This window comes from Cryobacterium cryoconiti, assembly GCF_004403065.1.
GTDB classification, from domain to species: Bacteria; Actinomycetota; Actinomycetes; order Actinomycetales; family Microbacteriaceae; genus Cryobacterium; species Cryobacterium cryoconiti.
In genome coordinates this window covers 1-20,373 of the sequence record NZ_SOHA01000042.1, presented here as the reverse complement: position 1 = coordinate 20,373, position 20,373 = coordinate 1, and the positions used below count along the sequence as shown (strand labels likewise).

Annotated in this window: 15 protein-coding genes; 9 read left to right on the top strand and 6 right to left on the bottom strand. The window is 69.2% G+C overall.

Annotated features, from left to right (window positions below; translation table 11 throughout):
* The first annotated feature begins 123 nt into the window (after positions 1 to 123).
* On the top strand, positions 124 to 1,068 hold the full coding sequence (locus E3T49_RS15360) for a Pvc16 family protein (protein ID WP_166785582.1): 945 nt from the start codon (positions 124 to 126) through the stop codon (positions 1,066 to 1,068).
* Here E3T49_RS15360 and E3T49_RS15355 read toward each other — a convergent pair.
* Positions 971 to 1,453: a hypothetical protein gene (locus E3T49_RS15355; protein ID WP_174722435.1), complete on the bottom strand. Its 483-nt coding sequence runs from the start codon at positions 1,451 to 1,453 to the stop codon at positions 971 to 973. The genes E3T49_RS15360 and E3T49_RS15355 overlap by 98 nt on opposite strands.
* A 141-nt stretch (positions 1,454 to 1,594) precedes the next feature.
* Between E3T49_RS15355 and E3T49_RS15350 the strand changes: the two genes are divergently transcribed.
* Positions 1,595 to 1,885 (top strand): hypothetical protein, encoded by a 291-nt coding sequence (locus tag E3T49_RS15350; RefSeq protein ID WP_134425792.1) that lies wholly within the window; start codon positions 1,595 to 1,597, stop codon positions 1,883 to 1,885.
* Here E3T49_RS15350 and E3T49_RS15345 read toward each other — a convergent pair.
* The gene (locus tag E3T49_RS15345; protein ID WP_134425791.1) at positions 1,857 to 2,720 is read right to left on the bottom strand and encodes a DUF429 domain-containing protein; all 864 of its coding nucleotides are present in this window, start codon (positions 2,718 to 2,720) and stop codon (positions 1,857 to 1,859) included. The two genes, E3T49_RS15350 and E3T49_RS15345, sit on opposite strands and share 29 nt — an antisense overlap.
* A gap of 114 nt (positions 2,721 to 2,834) precedes the next feature.
* On the opposite strand from E3T49_RS15345, the gene E3T49_RS15340 reads away from it, so the two are divergent.
* Complete coding sequence (locus E3T49_RS15340; protein ID WP_134425790.1) at positions 2,835 to 4,328, top strand: sugar porter family MFS transporter; 1,494 nt, start codon at positions 2,835 to 2,837, stop codon at positions 4,326 to 4,328.
* On the opposite strand, the gene E3T49_RS15335 is transcribed toward E3T49_RS15340, so the two are convergent.
* Entirely contained in the window at positions 4,294 to 5,004 is a 711-nt protein-coding gene (locus tag E3T49_RS15335; RefSeq protein ID WP_134425789.1) for an RNase H family protein, read from the bottom strand. The two genes, E3T49_RS15340 and E3T49_RS15335, sit on opposite strands and share 35 nt — an antisense overlap.
* A gap of 59 nt (positions 5,005 to 5,063) precedes the next feature.
* Positions 5,064 to 6,245, bottom strand: a complete 1,182-nt coding sequence (locus E3T49_RS15330; protein WP_134425788.1) for a MarP family serine protease — start codon at positions 6,243 to 6,245, stop codon at positions 5,064 to 5,066.
* A gap of 160 nt (positions 6,246 to 6,405) precedes the next feature.
* Here E3T49_RS15330 and E3T49_RS15325 point away from each other — a divergent pair, with 160 nt between their 5' ends.
* Positions 6,406 to 7,602, top strand: coding sequence for a DUF4192 domain-containing protein (locus E3T49_RS15325; protein ID WP_134425787.1), 1,197 nt, complete (start codon positions 6,406 to 6,408; stop codon positions 7,600 to 7,602).
* A gap of 43 nt (positions 7,603 to 7,645) precedes the next feature.
* Here the strand turns inward: E3T49_RS15325 and E3T49_RS15320 are convergent, their stop codons facing one another.
* Entirely contained in the window at positions 7,646 to 9,187 is a 1,542-nt protein-coding gene (locus E3T49_RS15320) for an aspartate aminotransferase family protein (RefSeq protein WP_134425786.1), read from the bottom strand.
* 4 nt (positions 9,188 to 9,191) lie between these two features.
* On the bottom strand, positions 9,192 to 9,674 hold the full coding sequence (locus tag E3T49_RS15315; RefSeq protein ID WP_134425785.1) for an Lrp/AsnC family transcriptional regulator: 483 nt from the start codon (positions 9,672 to 9,674) through the stop codon (positions 9,192 to 9,194).
* Between the two features lie 221 nt (positions 9,675 to 9,895).
* Here E3T49_RS15315 and E3T49_RS16670 point away from each other — a divergent pair, with 221 nt between their 5' ends.
* From E3T49_RS16670 to E3T49_RS15290, 5 genes are all read left to right on the top strand, one after another.
* Complete coding sequence (locus tag E3T49_RS16670) at positions 9,896 to 10,933, top strand: FHA domain-containing protein (RefSeq protein WP_241972860.1); 1,038 nt, start codon at positions 9,896 to 9,898, stop codon at positions 10,931 to 10,933.
* A gap of 28 nt (positions 10,934 to 10,961) precedes the next feature.
* On the top strand, positions 10,962 to 11,768 hold the full coding sequence (locus tag E3T49_RS15305) for a PP2C family protein-serine/threonine phosphatase (protein WP_134425784.1): 807 nt from the start codon (positions 10,962 to 10,964) through the stop codon (positions 11,766 to 11,768).
* 134 nt (positions 11,769 to 11,902) lie between these two features.
* Positions 11,903 to 13,354, top strand: a complete 1,452-nt coding sequence (locus E3T49_RS15300; RefSeq protein WP_134425783.1) for a serine/threonine-protein kinase — start codon at positions 11,903 to 11,905, stop codon at positions 13,352 to 13,354.
* A complete protein-coding gene (locus E3T49_RS15295; protein WP_134425782.1) occupies positions 13,351 to 19,287 on the top strand; it encodes a fibronectin type III domain-containing protein in 5,937 nt (1,978 codons plus the stop codon). The genes E3T49_RS15300 and E3T49_RS15295 overlap by 4 nt, the downstream gene beginning before the upstream one ends.
* A 22-nt stretch (positions 19,288 to 19,309) precedes the next feature.
* Complete coding sequence (locus E3T49_RS15290; RefSeq protein WP_134425781.1) at positions 19,310 to 20,281, top strand: AAA family ATPase; 972 nt, start codon at positions 19,310 to 19,312, stop codon at positions 20,279 to 20,281.
* Positions 20,282 to 20,373: the final 92 nt, after the last annotated feature.

The following is a 20,373-nucleotide window of genomic DNA, read 5'->3' as shown; positions in this document are numbered from 1 at the left end:
CGACCGGGGCCGGGTCGACCGGGCAGCAGCGAATGCCTCGACCTGCATGGGGAGTCGGAGTACCGTGGCCTCGTCTGCTCACTTCCGTCCCTCGTTCCAGAATGCTCAGAAGCCGGAGTCACCATGTCGTCGCTCACGAACTACGGCCAGGCCATCGCCTCCACGACCGTCGCTCTGCAACGGCTGCTCTCCTCGCCACCGATCGGGCTGCCGGTCACGTCCTACGCGCTCGGCTCCCCGCGAACCGGTGTCACCGGCCCCTCCATCAACCTGTTCCTCTACTACGACAGCCTCATCAGCTACCGGGAGGAAACCCAGCGCGGACCCAGCCGGGTCATTGCCGAACTGCACTACCTGGTCAGCGCGTATCCCGGCGACGAGGTCGACACGGATGCCGGAAGCCACCGCGTCTTCGGCACGGCGCGAGCCGTCATCGAGCGCCACCCCGTGCTGAATGTCCCCATCGGTTCGGCGGACAACCTGCAGGTCTGGCTCTCGCCCTCCCCGCTGACCAACGAGGTGCTGACCTCCCTGTGGCTGGCATCCCAAGCGCCCCTGCGGCTGTCCTTCGCCGTGATGGCGTCGTTCACCCTGGACGCGGCGGAGCGCACTGCGGTGGTCGGTACCGTGCGTGACGTCGTGAAGCTGGCGGGGGCCGGCGCGATCGCCGTGTTCACGGGAACGGATGCCGCGGGCAAGGCCACGGCAGCGGCATCCGTGGCGAGTGAGCTGGGCAAAGCGCTCGTGACCCTGCCGCTGGGGGATATCGTGGGCGCCACCCAATCCGAAACCGAAGCCAAGCTCGCGCGCGTGTTCGAGCAGGCCGAGCACCGGGGAGCCGTGTTGATGGTGGCTGCCGCCGACCCGCTGTTCGGCGTGCGCCCGGAGGAACTCGATCTCGACGACCCCTACGCCGGGGTGGAGATCGGATCGGTCCTTGATCTCCTCGGCCAGGCTCCGAGCGTCGTGATCATTGAGTTGACTCATCCGGCCGGGGATGAGCTGGCGGACCGGACCCGGGTCGAAGTGCGCTTCCCGGGGACACCGCCGCCGTCCACCGAGGATTGACCACGTCGAGCAGGAGGAGCACGAACACCAGCTCCAGCAGGCCGCCGCCGAAGTAAACGGCCTGCAGGAAGCTGAACGGAATGAAGATCATCTGAACGAAGACCCAGATCAGCAGTCCGAACCCGGCGACCGAGGCCGCGGCCGGAGCGGAGCGTCGGCGTTGCCGCAGCAACAGGAACGCGACGAGATGCGTGCCTCCGACGACAGCGACCAGGATGAGACCGGGCAGCAGATAGGAGTCGAACCCGGTGCCCGCGAGCAACTCGGCCGGCGGCACGATGCCGAGCGGGCCGAGGCTGGGCCCGAACATGAGGGCCATCCCACCCGCGAACGAGGTCAGAGCCAAGAATCCCTGCAGAACCAGAAGGGGAATACGCCAGAGCATGTCGACCTCCATTCGGTCGGGTAGCGGAGTCTGCCGGCAGCGGAGTCTGCCGGAAGCGGAGACCGGGACGGAGCCGGTGGCTCCAGTAGACACCTCTTCGCTCCGGTCCGGAACACCTGCTTCCCCGCCTACGCTGGCTGAATGCCCTCGTTTCGCATCACCCTGATCATCGGGTCCCTCCGCCCGGGCGTGGCCCCGGACTCCGTACTGTCGTCGCTCGCGGCCGCCGCCGCCGAGATGACGATTGTGGAGGCATCCGACCTCGCCGTCGTCGCCGGGGCACCCCGCGCGATCGTGCGGTTCACGGCGGATGACGCCGCGATGGCGCTCGAAGTGGGTGACCATGTGCTCGCTGCGGCCCGCGCCCGTGTGGAACCGGTGTCGTGGCAGGTGACGGAGCGGGTCAAGGCGCGCTGGTACCCGGTGCGGTGACGAGCCGCGCCCCGTCGTCGTCGCGGCGCTGCTCCGGCCGGGCCGGCGCGATGATGGTCGGGCGCTGACCGAGCTCCGACACGCCGTCGAGGGCGCCGAGGACCTGGCAGCGCTCCATGCCCCGGTGCCACCAGAGCGAGGCCGTCCAGGCGCAGAGCAGGGCATCGATCAGGTCTTCGCGGTGTTTGTAGGGTCGGTCGACCAACGGTGACGGCACGGTCACCAGGGCGTCCGAGACGGGGTGGGAGCCCAGGTCGAGCGGTGGCGAGGCTCGGGTGAGCCGCCAGATCCGTTGGATCAGGTCGTCGCAGACCGCGGCCCGCGCCGCCCGGCGCTCGTCCGGCGGAAGCGAGGTGCCCATGCGCTTGTAGCGGGGTCTCTTGTCGACGTAGCCGAACTCTGCCGCGCCCACGAGCGTCGTGTAGGGGTAGCACTCGAAGAAGCTGGGGGCGGCCGGATCGACCGGCGTGAGGCCGTCGGTGTAGGTCCAGCCGGAGGCCTCCAGCCGGCGGCGGATCGCCACCCCGCCGGCCCACGGGCGGCCGAGGTTCGAGGCGTTCGCGGAGACGTGCCAGCTGCCGTAGCGACTCCCGGTCTCCCGCTCGCACAGGCGCATGCCGGTGAGGTTGTGCACCACCAGGGGGGCGTCGACCGCCAGCACGGCGCCGGGCTCCCACAGAGAGTCGATCCAGGCCATCACGGCATCCGTGCCGCGGGCCCAGCCGGCGTCGATCACCCGGCCGGTCTCATCGATGCAGGCCAGGCCGGACTCGTTGGCCGGTTTCGACGCGCTGCCTTCGGCCCAGGCCAGGTCAACTCCGAGGAATCGCGTCATGGCTCATGAATAGCACAGGCAGGTGACGGTCGTATGCCGCCGCCGATTATCGGCACCCCCTGTTCGGGCGTAGTCTCTTCCGGATTGTTAGACAATCAGTTAGAGGCAGTGACGATGTTCCAGACCGAGAAACCATCCACGAACGGGAAAGTCATCGCGCTGGCTATTGCAGGTGCCTTCGGAGGGTTCCTGTTCGGGTTCGACGCATCCGTGATCAACGGCGCGGTGAATGCCATTGAAGACGAGTACGCGCTCACGGCGACCCTGACCGGCTTCGCGGTGGCGAGCGCGCTCCTGGGGGCCGCCGCCGGCGCCTATCTGGGCGGCCGGGTCGGCGATCGGTTCGGCCGCATTCCGGTGATGCTCCTGGGCTCGATCATGTTCTTCGTCAGCTCGGTCGGTTCCGCCTTCGCCTTCAGCGTCTATGACCTCGTGCTGTGGCGCATCGTCGGGGGTCTCGGTATTGGGCTGGCATCCGTGGTGGCCCCGGCCTACATCGCCGAGATCTCGCCGCGAGCGATGCGTGGGCGTCTCGGATCGCTCCAGCAGCTCGCCATCACGATCGGTATTTTCTCCGCGCTGTTGTCGGATGCCCTGTTCGCCAACACGGCCGGTGGTGCGGGTGAGCCCTCCCTGTTCGGGATCGACGCCTGGCGGTGGATGTTCCTGGCCTGCGCGTTCCCCGCTGCCGTGTACTTCGTGATCGCCAAGATCCTGCCGGAGTCCCCTCGTTTCCTGGTGCTGAAAGACCGTGAGGATGAGGCCCGTGCGGTCTTCCGGAAGGTGTGGCCCAACGGCGACGTGGACCGGGAGATCCGGGACATCCGTGCCTCGATCAAGGCCGACGCCCTGGGTCAGCGTGCCGGGTCGCTGCGCGGCAAGTCCTTCGGCCTGCGCCCGATCGTCTGGATCGGCATCCTCTTGTCGATGTTCCAGCAGTTCGTCGGCATCAACGTGATCTTCTTCTACTCGACCACCCTGTGGAAGGCGGTCGGCTTCGAGGAATCGAGCTCGCTCACCATCTCGGTGTTCACCGGGCTGACCAACATCGCGGTCACCTTCATCGCCATCGCCCTGATCGACCGGATCGGACGTCGGCCGATCCTGATGACCGGATCCATCGGCATGACGCTGTCCCTGGCCACCATGGCGATCGCCTTCAGCCAGTCGGTCACCGTGGGCGGCGAGATCAGCCTGCCCGGTGCGTGGGGCCCGATCGCCCTGGTCGCGGCAAACGTCTTCGTGGTCTTCTTCGGCGCCTCGTGGGGCCCGGTCGTCTGGGTGCTGCTCGGCGAGATGTTCCCGAACACCATCCGGGTCAAAGCGCTCGGCATTGCGGCAGCGGCCCAGTGGATCGCCAACTTCCTGGTCGCGGTCACCTTCCCGTCGCTGGCAGCCGTCTCGCTGCCGCTGACCTACGGCATGTACGCGCTGTTCGCGGCGCTGTCGTTCGTCTTCGTGCTGACCAAGATCCCGGAGACCAACGGCATGTCCCTGGACGAGGCGAACACCCTGCTGCCGCCGAGGAACGCGGCGAGAAACGCGGCCAAGACCGCTGCGAGGACCCCAGAGGTCAGATCAGGCCGCGAAGCAGTACCTCAACGCTGACGCCGAGCCGGGCGGCGCGCTCCGACAGGCGGGCGTGCTCGTCCGGGGACAGTTCCAGGGACACGGTGTGGGAGGTCGGCGGCTCGTCGAAAGCGAAGAGTTCCGGATGCGCCGGTCCGGCCGGGAGCTTCCGGGCGACGGTCGGAGCGGCGACGGCCCGTGCCTTCGCCGGAGCGGTCAGCGCGGGCCGACGGGCAGCCGGGGCGTCGCCCGCCCGGACCCAGCCCGGGCCGGCGTTGATCGGTGATTTGCGCTGGAACGCCTCCGACACAGCCCGGGCACGCGTGTCGGCGGCCTCGTTGAGCGGGTGGTTCGCGTGGCCCTTGACCCATTCGAACCGATACTTGCGTCCGGCCAGGGCCTCGTCGAGCTCCTGGAGCAGATCAAGGTTCATCACGGGCTTGCCGTCCGCCTTGCGCCAGCCCTTGGCCTTCCACCCGCGCATCCACTTGGTCACGGAGTTGATCACGTACTGGCTGTCGCACAGCACGAGCAGGTCGTCGTCGAGGTGCGCGGTGGCCCGGAACAGCTCGAGCACGGCCTTCAGCTCACCCTGGTTGTTCGTGGCGTGTTTCCAGCCGCCGGCAGCCCAGCAGGAGTCGTCGACGTACCACGCCCATCCGGCGGGACCGGGATTGCCCAGGGCCGAACCGTCGGCGGCGGCGATGATAGTCATGCTGAGGGCCTTTCCTGGGGTCCCGCGCGTTCAGGACCTGTCTAGTCTGCCACCGCGGGCTACCCGCTGATGCAGGAGCCGGAGGAGACCGGGGCGTCGAGCGCGGATGCCTGAGCCGCGACCGGATCGACCTCCTCCATCGCCAGGGCGTAGCCGAGGTTGTCGGTGATGGTCGACTTGGCGAACATGACGCCGGCCACGACACCGGCTTCGCTGAGCAGAGGGCCGCCGGACTCGCCGTGGGCCACATCGGCGGCCAGCGTATAGATCTGCCGGGACGAGGGATCCGCGCCATAGATGTCGGCCACCATGGCGGGCGCGACGGCGACCACCTCGGCCGGCGCGGACTCGAAGGGCCCGCCGAAGGGGTAGCCGCCGCTCACGGCGAGGCTGCCCGGTCCCAGGTTGTCGCCGAGCGCGAGCGGTTGGGCGTCCAGCCCGGACACCGCGATCACGGCGAGGTCGACGACCGGATCGAAATAGACGACCTGACCCGACTGGGCCCGGCCGTCGGGGGTGACCACCACGGGCTCCGACACCCCGGCGACGACATGGGCGTTGGTGAGCACCCGGTCGGTCGCGATGACGAATCCGCTGCCGGACTGGTTCTGGCCGCAGGCGTAGGCGGTTCCGGTGATTTTCAGCACGGATGCCCGCGCCGCCAGCAGTGCCTCGCTGTCGGTGCCCACGCTGGGCACGACCGGGGCCGGGCCGTTGAAAGCCTCGACGACGCGCGGGATGCCCTCGGTCGCCACGATCGACCGCAGCTGGGCCAGGAAGCTCGTGACCGGGTCGGGGGTCAGCGAGTCGATCGAACGGATCACGCTGGACGAGCTCACGGCCGAGGAGACCACCGGCACGCCGAGGGCGCCGATGCTGAAGGCGATCATCGAGGCCACCAGGGCGGACACGGTGACGGCGGCGCCGGCACCCAGAATGCGATCGATGACGCGGAGCTTGTTGCGGGTTCCCTGAGGGGTGAGCAGGCGGCCGACGGAACGGCCGAGGGAGAGACCGCCGATCAGGAGGACGGCGGCGGTCGCCAGGGTGGCGGCGGTGCGCCACTCCGCAGCGGGAACCCAGGTGCCCACGAGCGGCACCAGGAAGTAGGCGGCCACGGCTCCTGCGACGAGTCCTGCGATTCCGCTGAGGCTTCCGATCAGCCCACTGCGATACCCGGACACGAGATAGCCGAACAGCACGATCAGGAGCACCACATCCAGAATCGTTGAAAACGCCATCCGTGAACCTCGTTCTCTGTCGGTGTCGTGCTTGCCCACCGGCCGCATCCGTCTCGATCCAGAGTACGTGGCCGGGCCTCCCCAGAATGTGAATCCGCCGAGTTGTGCACCGACCGGGCCCGGATCGGGAGGGGAAGCCGCTTCCGATCAGGGTGGATCCATGAACAGGACAATCGTCAAGACCAGGGAAGCGCATGACTTCCTCGCCCTCGTGCCACAGCTCGTCGGGTTCCTGCCCGAGAAGAGTCTGGTGCTCGTCGCCTTCCGCGGCAACCGCACCTGCGGGGCCATGCGGTTCAACCTGCCCGAACCCGGAGCCCCGCAAAAAGTGCTGGGGCGCATCGCCACCACCCTCGTGGGCACCGTCTGCAAGATCCCGGGCGTCGACGCGCTGGTTCCCGTGTTCTACAGCGACGAAACCATCGCGGGCGTGACCGGCCTGCCGCAGGAACGCTTCGCGGAGGTGTTGTGCGCGCGAGCACGACTCTCCGGTTTCCTGGTGCGCGACGCCCTCTGTGTGGCACCGGACGGGTGGGGCTCATACCTCGACCCGGACTGCCCGGCCGGCGGGAATCCGCTGAGCGCGATCGCCGCCTCCGACGTGCACCGGGCCATCCCCGCCGCGGTGCGCACAGACCTGGCCACCCTGCAGAGCCGCGCCGACCTGCCGGCGGTCGACCCGTCGATGAAGGCGAAGGTCGCCCGGCGGCTCGCTCGGTATCAGCGGCTCGGCTCGACGTCGCAGACGGTGCCGGAGCTGCTCGAGCTGGCCCGCGACATCCTCGACCCGGTGCCGGCCGCGGAGGCCGCGCTGGGCTTCGACCTCGAGCAGCTGGGCGTCGACGACGCGGCCACTGTGCTGTACCTCGTGCAGGGGCCGGCCTGCCGGGACCAGATGATGCTGCAGTTCGCCTTCGGCGAGACGGTCGGGCGGCAGACGCACGAACTGAACCTGCGCTATGCGATCATCCAGCGCGCCACGGGGCGCAGCCTCGACGACATCATCGGCGAGGAGCAGGCCGCCGGGAACGACAGCCCGAACACCCGGGCCACCGGCGACCTCATGCTCGGGCTCTCGCGGGAACGCCCCGACCCGGAGCGGATCGAGCGGGCGATCCGGCTGTTGAAACTGCTGGTGGCTCTGGCGCCGCGCCGGGCCCGGCCGGCACCGCTGTGCATGCTGGCCTGGCTGTCCTGGGCGATGGGGCGCGGGTCCGTCGCCGGCATCTTCGTCGACCGGGCGCTGGCGATCGATCCCCGCTACCCAATGGCTGAACTGCTGCGCACAGTGTTCGGTGTGGGGCATCTGCCGGATTGGGCGTTTGCGGTCCCGCTGGACGAGACCGCAAACGCCTGAGTCCGCGTGACCGGTGCGCGAATCGGCACCGGGACGCCGAACGCTAGAGGTACTTCGGGGCCTCCGAGAGCACGCCGTACAGGATGTCGCCGATCTCGGTGAACTCGGCAGGGCCGATGGTCAGCGGGGGAGCGAGCTGCACGACCGGGTCGCCTCGGTCGTCGGCGCGGCAGTAGAGTCCCGCTTCGTACAGCGCCTTGGAGAGGTAACCCCGCAGCAGGCGCTCGGACTCGGCGTCGTTGAACGTCTCTTTGGTGCCTTTGTCCTTGACGAGTTCGATTCCGAAGAAGTAGCCCTCGCCGCGCACATCGCCCACGATCGGCAGTTCGAGCAGTTTCTCCAATTCCGCGCGGAAGAGCGGGGAGTTCTCGCGCACGTTCTCGTTGAGCTTCTCCTCCTCGAAGATGTCGAGGTTGGCCATGGCCACAGCGGCGGAAACCGGGTGGCCACCGAAGGTGTAGCCGTGGTAGAACGTGGTCTCGCCGTGCTTGAAGGGCTCGTAGATGCGGTCGCTGATGATGGTGGCGCCGATCGGTGAGTAGCCGCTGGTCATGCCCTTCGCGCAGGTGATCATGTCCGGTTCGATCCCGAAGGTGGTCGACGCGAACATGTTGCCGATACGTCCGAAGGCCGTGATGACCTCATCAGCCACCAGCAGCACGTCGTACTGGTCGCAGATCTCGCGCACACGCTTGAAATAGCCGGGGGGCGGCGGGAAGCAACCGCCGGAGTTCTGCACCGGCTCCAGGAACACGGCAGCAACGGTCTCCGGTCCCTCGAACTGGATCATTTCCTCGATCCGGTTGGCGGCCCACAGGCCGAACTTCTCCACGTCGTCACCGAACCCGGAACCCATCTCGTCGGCGCGGTAGAAGTTGGTGTTCGGCACGCGGAATCCGCCCGGGGTCACCGGTTCGAACATCTCCTTCATGGCCGGGATGCCCGTGATGGCCAGTGCACCCTGGGGGGTGCCGTGGTAGGCCACGTTGCGGGAGATGACCTTGTGCTTGGTGGGGCGGCCCTGCAGCTTCCAGTAGTACTTGGCCAGTTTGAAAGCGGTCTCCACGGCCTCGCCGCCGCCGGTCGAGTAGAAGACCCGGTTGAGGTCGCCGGGAGCGTTGGCGGCCAGGCGGTCGGCCAGTTCGATCGCGCTCGGGTGGGCGTAGGACCAGATCGGGAAGAACGCGAGTTCCTCGGCCTGCTTGGCTGCCACCTGGGCGAGGCGTTTACGGCCGTGGCCGGCGTTGACGGTGAACAGTCCGCTCAGGCCGTCGATGTACTTCTTGCCGTTGGAGTCCCAGATGTGATGTCCGACACCCTTGGTGATGATCGGCACGCCGTGACCCGATTCGAGCACCGACTGGCGCGAGAAGTGCATCCAGAGGTGGTCTTTCGCTTTCTGCTGCAGGGCGGCGTTCTCGGCATCCGTGTAGACGCGCGGTGCAGCCGGGGCCTCGGCTACGGTGTCGCCGGCGCTCGCGGTATCGACCGTGGCGTCGACCAGTGCATCGACGTGGGCGTCGACGTGGGCGTCGACTGCGCTGTCGGTCGCGGCGGAGTGCGTGGTGGGTGCTGTGGTTGTCATTTTTTTACCGTGTTCCCCAGTTGTAGAACTGCTTGTGGAGTTTGAGATAAACGAAGGTCTCGGTGGAGCTGACTCCGTCGAGACCGCGGATCTGAGCATTGAGAAGGTCGATCAGTTCCTCGTCGTCCTCGCAGACGACCTCGACCAGGAGATCGAAGGAGCCGGCCGTGAGAACGACATAGTCGACGGCGGGGATGGCGGACAGCTGGTCGGCGAGCACCCGGGTGTCCGCGGTCGCACGGATCCCGATCATGGCCTGGCGGTAGAACCCGAGCTGCATCGGGTCGGTGACGGCGACGACCTGCATGACGCCGGCATCCGTCAATTTCTGCACGCGCTGACGCACGGCGGCCTCGCTCAGACCGACGGCTTTGCCGATCTCGGCGTAGGAGCGCCGGCCGTCGACCTGGAGTTGCTCGATGATCTTCTTCGAGACCTCGTCCAGCGGTGCCGACTTGCCCGCAACATTGCGCCCGTTTACGCTCATCCAGCGAGTATGCCAGTGGGAGTTGCCTCAGGCAAGCGATTCCGCAGTAATACACAGCAAGGACAACGGAATCCACTGAGTATTGACTGGTTTGGGCTCGATTCCCGCCGCGATGATGCTCAATGTGCGTCGGATCTTCGGCGGCGTCACCGTCGAATCGGATCGATCCCGCAACCGATGGTGTTGACTTGCTCGTGTACTGAATGGAAGGCACCAATTCCGTGGGGCGCGTCGGATACCAACTCGAACCCGGCAGACAAGCCGGTTGGACGTTCGTGGTGGGCCGCGGCTTCATCGCGGCGCTGCCGGACGACACTCCGTCGGCGGTGACCGCGACACTGGCCGCGCTCGTCACGGCACCCCACGTCGAAGCCGAAGCGCTGGTGGCCCTGCTTCCGCTCGGTGGGGAGACCCCGACCGCGCACTTCGCAGTGATCGTGCAGCGCGCCCCCACCGACGAGGACGGAATCCCGGTCTCCGTGATCGCTCGCGGCGACGTGGCGGTCGACGTGTTCTCGGTCGGTGGATCGCGTCGGTTCTCGGCCGGCGGAATCCGCCCCTGGCTGCTGGCTGACTTCCGGTCCGTGATCGGGCTCACGATCGGGTTCGCCGGCCGGCCGGTGGTGCCCGCGGCCGGCCTCGGCTCCGGTCATCCGTTCGGGTTGGGATCTGTGGACGCGACCACACTGTTCTGGTCGTTGTCGGATCTGGCACTGCCGGCTCCGGCCCCGGCCGACGCGGCCCCGGGAGCGGCGGACCCCCCAGACGACCCCCCAGACGACGCCACGATCATCCACGCCGGGGGCAACCAGAGTCCGGCCGACGCGGACACCGTCCTGGGCCGCCCGGCCCGGGCCACCCCGAGAGCGGCAGCAGCTCATCCGGTGCGTCCCGCCGAGGCGCGGCTGCGGTTCCGGCTGCCGAACGGGGAGGAGATTCCGCTTGACCGGCCCAGTCACGTCGGGCGCCGTCCGCGGCCGCCGCGCATCGCATCCGGTGCTCCGGCGCGGCTGGTGAACGTGGACTCACCGACCTCCGCGGTCTCCGGAACCCACCTCGAAATCCGGCAGGAGGGCAGCTCGGTGGTCGTCACCGACCTCGGTTCCACGAACGGGTCGATCGTGATTCCGCCGCGTGGACGCAGGCTACGTCTCCACCCCGGACAGTCGCTCACGGTGCTGCCCGGTACGACAGTGGACATCGGGGACGGTAATATCATCGAGATCCTCCCCGCAGCCGGCACGACGCCCGCTCAGTAATCGCTCGGCAATTTCGGAAGGCACAACCGTGACCCAGATTGGTCAAGGCTCAACCGGTTCCACCGTCCTCCTTCCAACGGTGCAGAAGACCGTGACCCTGGCCTGGGCGGCGCTGACCGACACCGGTCACCGCAGGCAGATCAACGAAGACAGCCTCGTCTCGGAAATTCCCGTCTTCTCGGTCGCCGACGGGATGGGCGGGCACTCCGCCGGCGACGTCGCCAGCGCCGCCGTCGTCACCCGGCTGGCCGAACTCGCCGGCACGGACCACGTCGAGGCGCAGCAGATCAACGACGCGCTCAGCCGCTCGGTCGTGGACATGGCCTCCGGCGAGGGCGTGACCGACCTCGGCACCGGAACCACCGTCACGGGAGCGGCGCTGGCCGTCGTCTCCGGAGTGCCGCAGTGGATCGTGTTCAACATCGGCGATTCCCGGGTCTACCAGCTCACCTCAGGCGTGCTGGAGCAGATCACCACCGATCACTCCGTGGTCCAGGAGCTCGTCGACGCCGGCCGGATCACGCGGGACGAGGCCGATGTGCACCCGCACGGCAACATCGTCACCCGTGCGGTCGGGTTCCACGAACCGCCGGTGCCCGATTACCGCATTCGCCCCCTGCAGGCCGGGATGCGGCTCCTGATCTGCTCCGACGGCCTGACCAAGGAACTCACGGCGTACGGCATCCGTCATTTCCTGATCTCCAACCCGCGAGCGGATGACGCGGCCAAGGCTCTCCTGGAGGCCGCGCTCGACAACGGCGGTCGCGACAACGTCACCGTGATCGTGCTGGACGTTCTCGCCGTCGGCGACGCCGTACCCCCAGAGTTGGGGTAGTTTCCCGCCACCCCAACGGCGGGCACGCTCCTGAACGTCGGCAGGCCCCTAAAATTAGGGGCGCCCGTCGAGTCACCCGGTCGACGTGCGCCTGTTCACACGTTTGACACGCATCGACGGTACCGGGAGGCGACATGGCACGGCGCTTACCCTCGACGCCGCCGAACCTGCCGGGATTCTCCTATCTGCGGCTGCTCGGATCCGGCGGTTTCGCCGACGTGTTCCTGTACGAGCAGAACATGCCGAGGCGCCAGGTCGCCGTCAAGGTGCTCCTCGCCGAGATCGTCAACGACCACGTACGCCAGCTCTTCCAGGCCGAGGCGAACCTGATGGCGCAGCTGAGCTCGCACCCGTCGATCCTGACGGTCTTCCAGGCGAGCGTCTCCGCGGACGGGCGTCCGTACCTCGTGATGGAGTACTGTTCCTCGACCCTGAGCCAGCGCTATCGCGTGCAACCGCTGCCGGTTCCGGAGACCCTGCGAATCGGTGTGAAAATCGCCAGCGCCGTCGAGACCGCCCACCAGGCCGGCGTTCTGCACCGGGACCTGAAACCGTCCAACATCCTGGTGACCGCGTATGGGCACCCGGTGCTCTCCGACTTCGGGATCGCGGCCACCCTCGGCGAGGCCGAACGATCCGACGCCGTGGGACTCTCGATTCCGTGGTCTGCCCCTGAAGTCCTCCTCGGCGAGATCTCGGGATCGGTCGCCGCGGAGGTGTGGTCGCTCGGCGCCACGCTCTACTCGCTCCTGGCCGGACGTTCACCGTTCGAACTGCCCGGGATCGAGAACGGTTCCGCGGCGATGATGGCCCGGATCAACAAGGCCCGCATCCCGCCGCTGAACCGCGCCGACGTGCCGGACCGGCTGGAGGCGATCCTGACCAGGTCCATGTCCCGGCGGCCGGAACTGCGCCAGGGAAGTGTGCTGGAGCTCATCCGCGAGCTCCAATCGGTCGAGGCCGAACTCGGTCTCGCCCAGACGCCGCTCGAGGTGGCGCGAGACGGCTGGGCGATGGAGTCCGTCGACGATGAGGACGACCGCACCCGCATCACGGGTGTCAACTCCGTCGACGCGTACAGCGCCCCGCGTCGCCGCCGGAAGGCACCGGCCAGCAGCCGGGGCACCCGGTCGGCGACGTCCGGACGGGCCGGCACGGGCACTCCGGGCGTCACCGTGACCACCGCGCCGAGGGCGCGGCGGCGCCTGCTCACGGTCTGGGGGCTGGTGGCCGCCGCGGCCGTCATCCTGGGTCTGGCCGGTACGGCGGCGTCCGTGCTGGTACGCCAGACCGGCACCGAGATCCCCGGGGTCAGCGATCTGACCGGTGAGCTCCGCTCCGGAACGGCCAGGTTCACCTGGTCCGATCCCGGTGTGCGGGACGGCGACAACTACGTGGTGACCCTGCGCACCGGCGAGAGCAGCATCCAGCGCGGAACGGAATTCACGGTCGACCCGCAGGGCCGGGCGCGGGTCTGCGCGACCGTCGCCGTGAACCGGGACGGCAAGAGCGGGGAGCCCAGCGGCGAGAAGTGCGTGGACAGCGCACCCGCCGGTACGCAGACCGGGACTGGCGCCGATCAATGATCCGTCGCTGGCTCGCCACCCACCGGTCACTGTTCGCCACCACTCTCAGTGCAACCCTGGTGGTCGCCGTCGTCGCCACTCTGGCCGTGGTTTCGGGCGGCTACACCGCGCAACGGCTGGACCTCGGTGACGCGGCAGTCTGGGTGACGAACGAGGCCCGGCAGGTGGTCGGACGGGCGAATACGGCCGTGTTCGAACTCAACACGGTCGTCACCGCCGGCAGCGCCAGCCTCGACGTGGTGCAGCAGGGTGCCACCGTTCTGGTGCTGGACCGCGGCAACAGCGCCCTCGACATCCTTGACCCCGCCACCGCGGAGGTGGCCGACAGCGTGGCGCTGCCGCCGGAAGCCGCGTCGGTCATCCTGGCGGGCGACCGCGCGGTGATCACCGCGGACGGCGACGTCTGGAACGTGGCCGCGAACCAGCTGTCCGGATTCGACAGCACCGCTGAGCCGATGCTGGCCTTCGGCGCCGGCTCGGTGATCAGCATGGATGACGCCGGGGTGCTCTTCGCCTTCACACCCGCCACCGGCGAGCTCGCCCGGGTCGATCTCCTCACCAGCGACACCATCACCAGCACCGTCGTGGTGGCGGCGGGCGAACCGGATGACCGCTACCAGCTGACCAGCGTCGACGGCCGCTGGGCGCTGCTGAACGCGTCGACCCGGCGAGTCTTCCACGCCGAGGGCGAGGACGACCTGTCCGGGAGCATCCGAGCCGCCGACGATCCGATCCTGGCCGAGCCGAGCCTCACCGGCGACCGCGTCCTCGTCGCCCACCGGGAAGGGCTCGTCTCGGTTCCCGTCGCGGGCGGCCGGCTGAGCACGCTCGTCACCGGCCGGAACGGCGACGCCGCCGCCCCGGTGCTGGACGGTTCCTGCGCCCACGCGGCCTGGTCGGACGGCACCGTGTGGCGCGACTGCGGAGAGGATGCCGGCACCGCGGGCGGCGGAGCAGCATCCGTCGACGCCAACACGGCCACGCTGTCCGGGGTGGTGGGTGATGCCCGGCTCGCCTTCCGGCGGAACGGCTCCGGACTGGTGCTGAACGACGCCCGCAACGGCGCGTCCTGGGCGGTGCAGCAGGACAACGAACTGATCGACAACTGGGCCGACCTGATCGACACGGAGGAGGATCAGCAGCAGGTCGAGCAGACCACGGACGACAGCACGCCCGAATACGAGAAGGCACAGGTGCCGCCGGTCGCCGTCGACGACGATTTCGGCGGCAGGCCGGGGCGCACGGTGACGCTGCCTGTGCTGCTCAACGACTTCGATCCCAACGGCGACGTGCTGGTGATCGAATCAGTCACCGACCTGCCCGCCGCGGACGGGCGGCTCGAGCTCGTGGCGGACACCCAGCAGGTGCAGCTGACCCTCGCACCGGAGGCATCCGGCAGCCTGGCCTTCGACTACACCATCAACGACGGGCGGGGCGGCAGCGCCTCCGCCACCGTCACCGTCACGGTGCGGGGCCCGGAGGAAAATGCCGCACCCGTGCAGGCGCGCACGACGAACACCACCGTGCACGCCGGCGGGCGGGTCACCACCGCCGTGCTCGGCGACTGGATCGACCCGGACGGCGACCCGTTCTACCTGGCTGCCGCGACCACGCCGGAACCCGACCGGGTCAGCTTCACCCCTGCCGGATCCGTCGTCTACACGGACGGTGATTCCGGCGGCGGCGCGAAAACCGTCGGCCTGACCGTCTCCGACGGCCGGTTGTCCGGTTCGGGCACCCTCGCGGTCATGGTGCGCCCGCGCGGGTCGGTGCCCATCGTCGCCGAGGCCTTCGTCGTGCTGGCGACCGCGGGCAGCGAGGTGACCGTCTCACCGCTCGAACACGTGCGCGGTGGGTCGGCGCCGCTGCGCCTGAGCAGTGTGCCGGCCAAACCCGAGGTCGATGTCGTCGCCGACTTCGACGCCGGAACGTTCCGGCTGCAGAGCAGCGTGGTGGGCGTTCACGAGATCGAGTACGCGGTGACGGATGGCGAACTCACCGCCACCGGACGCATCCGGGTCCAGGTGACGGCCGCGCCCGACGCGAACACCCCGCCGATCACGGTGCCGCACACCGCCTTCATCCGCGGCCAGCAGGCCACCCTGGTGGACGTTCTCGCCTCGGACTCCGACCCGGCCGGCGGAGTGCTGCTGGTGACCGGCACGACGGATGTCCCCGCCGACAGTGGGATGCGGATCGAGATCCTCGACCAGCGCATCCTGCGGGTGACCCTGACCAAACCGCTCGACGGCGGCACGGCAGTCTTCGGCTACCGGGTCAGCAACGGCCTGGCCGAAGCCGTCGGCACAGTGACCGTGATCGAGATCCCGCCGCCGGCGCAGAAACAGGCTCCCATCGCCGTGCCGGACACCATCTCCGTGCGGGTCGGCGACGCCATCGACATTCCCGTGCTCGCGAACGATGAGCACCCCGACGGGGACCCGTTGACCCTCGCCCCGGCGCTCGCGACCGAGCTCCCGTCCGGCGGCGGCCTGCTGTTCGTCTCGGGCAGCGTGCTGCGGTTCCTGGCGCCGGACACGGCCGGCAACGTCACCGCCGTCTACCGAGTGAACGCCCCGGACGGCCAGTTCGCCAACGCCGAGGTCAGCATCGCGGTGCGTGAGGCCGACCCGACCTCCAACAGCGCCCCCGTGCCGAAGACCGTGACCGCGCGCGTGCTCGCCGGCGACACCGTGAGCATCCCGATCCCGCTGTCCGGCATCGACCCCGACGGCGACTCCGTGCAATTGGTGGGCCAGGAGTCCAGCCCCGAGAAGGGCACCGTCTCGGTCACGGGAACCGACTCACTCTCCTACACGGCCGGGGAATACTCGGCCGGAACGGACACGTTCACCTACTCCGTGGTCGACGCGCTCGGGGCCAGGGCCGTCGGCACGGTCCGGGTCGGTATCAGCCCACGCCTCGACGGCGCCCGCAACCCGGTCGCCGCGCCGGACGAGGTCGTGGTGCGCCCCGGCAGCACCGTGGCCGTGCGCGTGCTCGGCAACGACTCCGATCCCGACGGCGGCACGCTGAGCATCACGGGCGTCGAGGGGAGCGGCGACTCCGGCACCGATGCGGGCAGCGCCGTCGTCGACGGCGACACCGTGGCCGTGACGGCACCGCCGACAGAGGGCCGCTACGGTTTCATCTACGCGATCCAGAACGAGCGCGGCGGCACGAGTTCGACCTTCCTCACCGTCGTGGTGCAGGAGGATGCGCCCCGCTCGCGACCGGACGCGCGCGACACCCACGTGGCTCTCTCCGACGTGCTCGAGGCGCGCACGGTCGACGTCGACGTGCTGGCCAACGTCTTCTTCGCCGAGGGCCCGGCCAGTGAACTGGATCTGACGGTGCCCGACCGCTTCGCACCGGTCGCCGAGATCACGCCCGCCCGGCGCATCCGCGTCACGGTGGGTGCGGCCAGCCAGATCATCCCGTTCGCGGTCGCCCACCCGGAAGACGCGAGCATCGTGTCCTACGCGTTCATCTGGGTTCCCGGGTCGGACGACGCCCTGCCCCAGGTGCGCCGGGGGGTACCCGCGCTCACCGTGCGGAGCGAGTCGCTGCTGACCATCGACATCAACGACTACGTGGTCGCGGTCGGCGGCAAGAAGGTGCGGCTCACCGACAAGAGCCTCGTGCAGGCCACCCATTCCGATGGTGCGGCTCTGGTCGGCAGTGACACCAGCCTCGCCTTCACGAGCGCCGACAAGTACTTCGGTCCGGCCTCCATCTCCTTCGAGGTGACCGACGGGTCAGGGGCGGCGGATGCCTCCGGCCGCACGGCCACCATCGTGCTGCCCATCCTCGTCACGCCCCGTGAGAACCAGCCTCCGGCGTTCGGCGGCGCCGTGCTCGACGTCGAGCCGGGCCAGGAGAAGGTCATCGACCTCACCAAGCTCACCAGCTACCCGTATCCGAAGGACCAGGCCGAGCTGGCGTACACCGTGCTCGACCCGCGCCCGGTCGGTTTCAGCTACACGCTGGACGGCCAGACGCTCACGCTGCGTGCCGCGGAATCCACTGCGAAGGGTGCGCGGAGCTCCATCACGATCGGTGTGCGGGACGACCTCAACGACGGTCGCGCCGGCCGGATCGACCTCGGCGTGGTCGCCTCCACCCGGCCCGTCGCGATCCCGCAGGCGGATGCCGCCGTCGCCCCGCGCGGACGCACGACCGTCGTCGAGGTGCTCGCGAACGACGGCGCAACCAACCCCTTCCCGGCGGTGCCGCTCCGCGTGCTCGCCGTGCGAGGGCTGGACGGCGGCCGCGTCCCGGACGGGGTCAGCGTCACGCCCAGCGCCGACAACAGCAGGCTGACGGTCACGGTGTCGGCGGACGCCGCTGCGACCGACCTGAACCTGCAATACCAGGTGGCCGACGCGACCAACGACCCGAGCCGCTACGCCTGGGGCACGGTGCGCGTGTCGGTTCAGGACAAGCCGGACCCGGTGTCCAGCCTGCGCGTCACAGGCTTCGCGGACCGCACCCTCTCGGTCTCGTTCAACGCCGGCGCCTTCAACAACTCGGCCATCACGGGCTTCGAGATCACACTGCGGGATGCCGCGTCGGGTGCCGTGGTCGGCACCTCCCTCTGCCAGGCCACGGCCTGCGAGGTGGCGACGCCCGGCAACGGTCAGAACAACGCGCTCCGGCTCTCCGTCGCCGCCCGGAACACGATCGGCCTGTCGACGCCGACCGTTCTCGGCGATCGGGTCTGGTCCGATTCGATCCCGTCCGCACCCACGGGACTGGTGGCCGAGCCGCTCGACGGCGGGCTGCGCCTGCGCTGGAACACCGTCGCTCCGGCCGGCGGCGGAACCGCGATGCGCGGCTACGTCGTCACCGCGAACGGCGTCGCGGCGCCGGAGGTCAGCGCCACCGGACCGGACTGCGGCGCGGCATCCTGCACCGTCGACGTGATGGGCCTGGCCAACGGAGTGAACACACCCTTCACCGTCAGCGCCCGCAACGACGCTTACCCAGCCCTGGCCGGCTGGAAGAGCGCGTCCGGCAGCGCGACGCCGTTCGGGCCGGCCCGCGCCGGCGGGATAGCAGCCACCGCTGCGGACGCCGCCGGGGCCGTGACCGTGTCCTTCGACCCGTTCGATGGCCGGGGCGCCGTGATCGGCGGCTATTTCGTGCAACAGCTGAACGCCGACCGGGTTCCGACGGGTGCGCAGGCCTGCACCGTATCCGCGTCGGGGGCGGTGCAGGCACCGAGCCAGGGCGGCATCGTTGCCAGGCAGCAGACTCTCGGCGGCGAGGCGAGCAGCGTCGTGTTCGACGACCTGCTCACCGACAACGGACGGTACTACTTCGTGGTCTGGGGGTACAACGCGGCCGGCTGCGCGTCGACAGCCGTGACGAGCGTGCTCGTTCGTCCGGCTCCGGGGCCCGTCACTGACGTGGCGAGCACGATGGCGCCGCGTGGAGAAGCCTGGGATCTGCGTGTCGACGGGATCAGCCCGTCCGCGGGCATCCGTGACTATCGACTGCGGGCGGTGGATGCCTCCGGCGCTCCCGTCCCGGGTTCCGACAAGACCTTCGGCGGGACCGGCTGGCCGCGTGAACTGCTCGGACTCCCCTTCGGCGAGGTCGTGCGCTACCAGGTCTCCGCCTGCACCGACTGGGGCTCCTGCGGGCCGTGGTCCGGCACGCTCACGGCGCCGGAGGCATCCGTCAGCTTCACCGTGACCGGGCTCGGCTACAACCCGGCGACCGGCGTGATCAGCTGGACCAACGGGCCGGACAACAACGACTTCCCCGCCGACTACCGGTGCTCGGTGCCTGGTGACGCTTCGGTGGCCCCGCGCGCCGCCGACTCCCCGAACACCTGCAGTTTCGCCACGGAGGGTACTCCACCGCCCGCCGGATCGGTGAGACTCACGGTGACCGTGAATAATCAGAGCTATACCTACGCACCATGAAACCCACGAAAGTGATCACCCCATGACAATGACCGCGGAGCAGGCGGCCCAGTTCGCCGACGTTTTCGACCGACTGGTGACCGGGGTCGAGCAGGTTCTGCTCGGCAAACACCACGTCATCCGGATGTCGTTCACCGCGCTCCTCAGCGGCGGGCACCTGCTGCTCGAAGACGTGCCCGGCACCGGCAAGACATCGCTTGCCCGCGCCATCGCCCAGAGCGTGCGGGGAACCAGCAACCGGGTGCAGTTCACCCCCGACCTGCTGCCCGGGGACATCACCGGGGTCAGCATCTACGACCAGCGGAGCGGGGCGTTCGAGTTCCACCGCGGTCCGATCTTCGCGAACATCGTGCTCGCCGACGAGATCAACCGGGCCAGTCCGAAGACGCAGGCCGCGCTGCTCGAGGTGATGGAGGAGGGCCAGATCACCGCCGACGGCGTCACCCACCCGGTTGCGGCCCCGTTCATGGTGATCGCCACGCAGAACCCGATCGAACAGGCCGGCACCTACCGACTGCCCGAAGCCCAGCTCGACCGCTTCATCATGAAGGCCTCGATCGGCTACCCGGACCACGCCTCGACGGTGCGGATCCTCGAGGGCGCCGGGCACCGCGCCCACGAGATCACGCTGCCGCCGGTGGTCTCCGCACAGACCGTCGTCGAACTCGCCGCCCTCGCCCGGACGGTGTTCGTGGACGCCACCATCAACGACTACGTGGCACGGCTGATCGACGGCACCCGCACGAGCTCCGAGGTGCGGTTGGGGGTGAGCGTGCGGGGGGCGCTGGCCCTGATCCGCACGGCGAAGACCCTCGCCGCCGCCAACGGTCGTCACTACGTCGTGCCCGACGACATCAAGGAACTCGCCGACGCGGTGCTCGCGCACCGGCTCGTGCTCGACCCCGAGGCCGAGTTCGACGGCGTCACCGCGTCCAGCGTGATCGCCCGAGTGCTGATGGAGACGCCGCCGCCCAGCGACAGGCAGGCTGCGTGACCCAGCGCACGCTGGGGACGGTGGGACCGCCGCTGCCGGCCGCGGCACCCGCGCTGCCGGCCGCGGTCGCTGCGCCGGGGCCGGACGCCGGC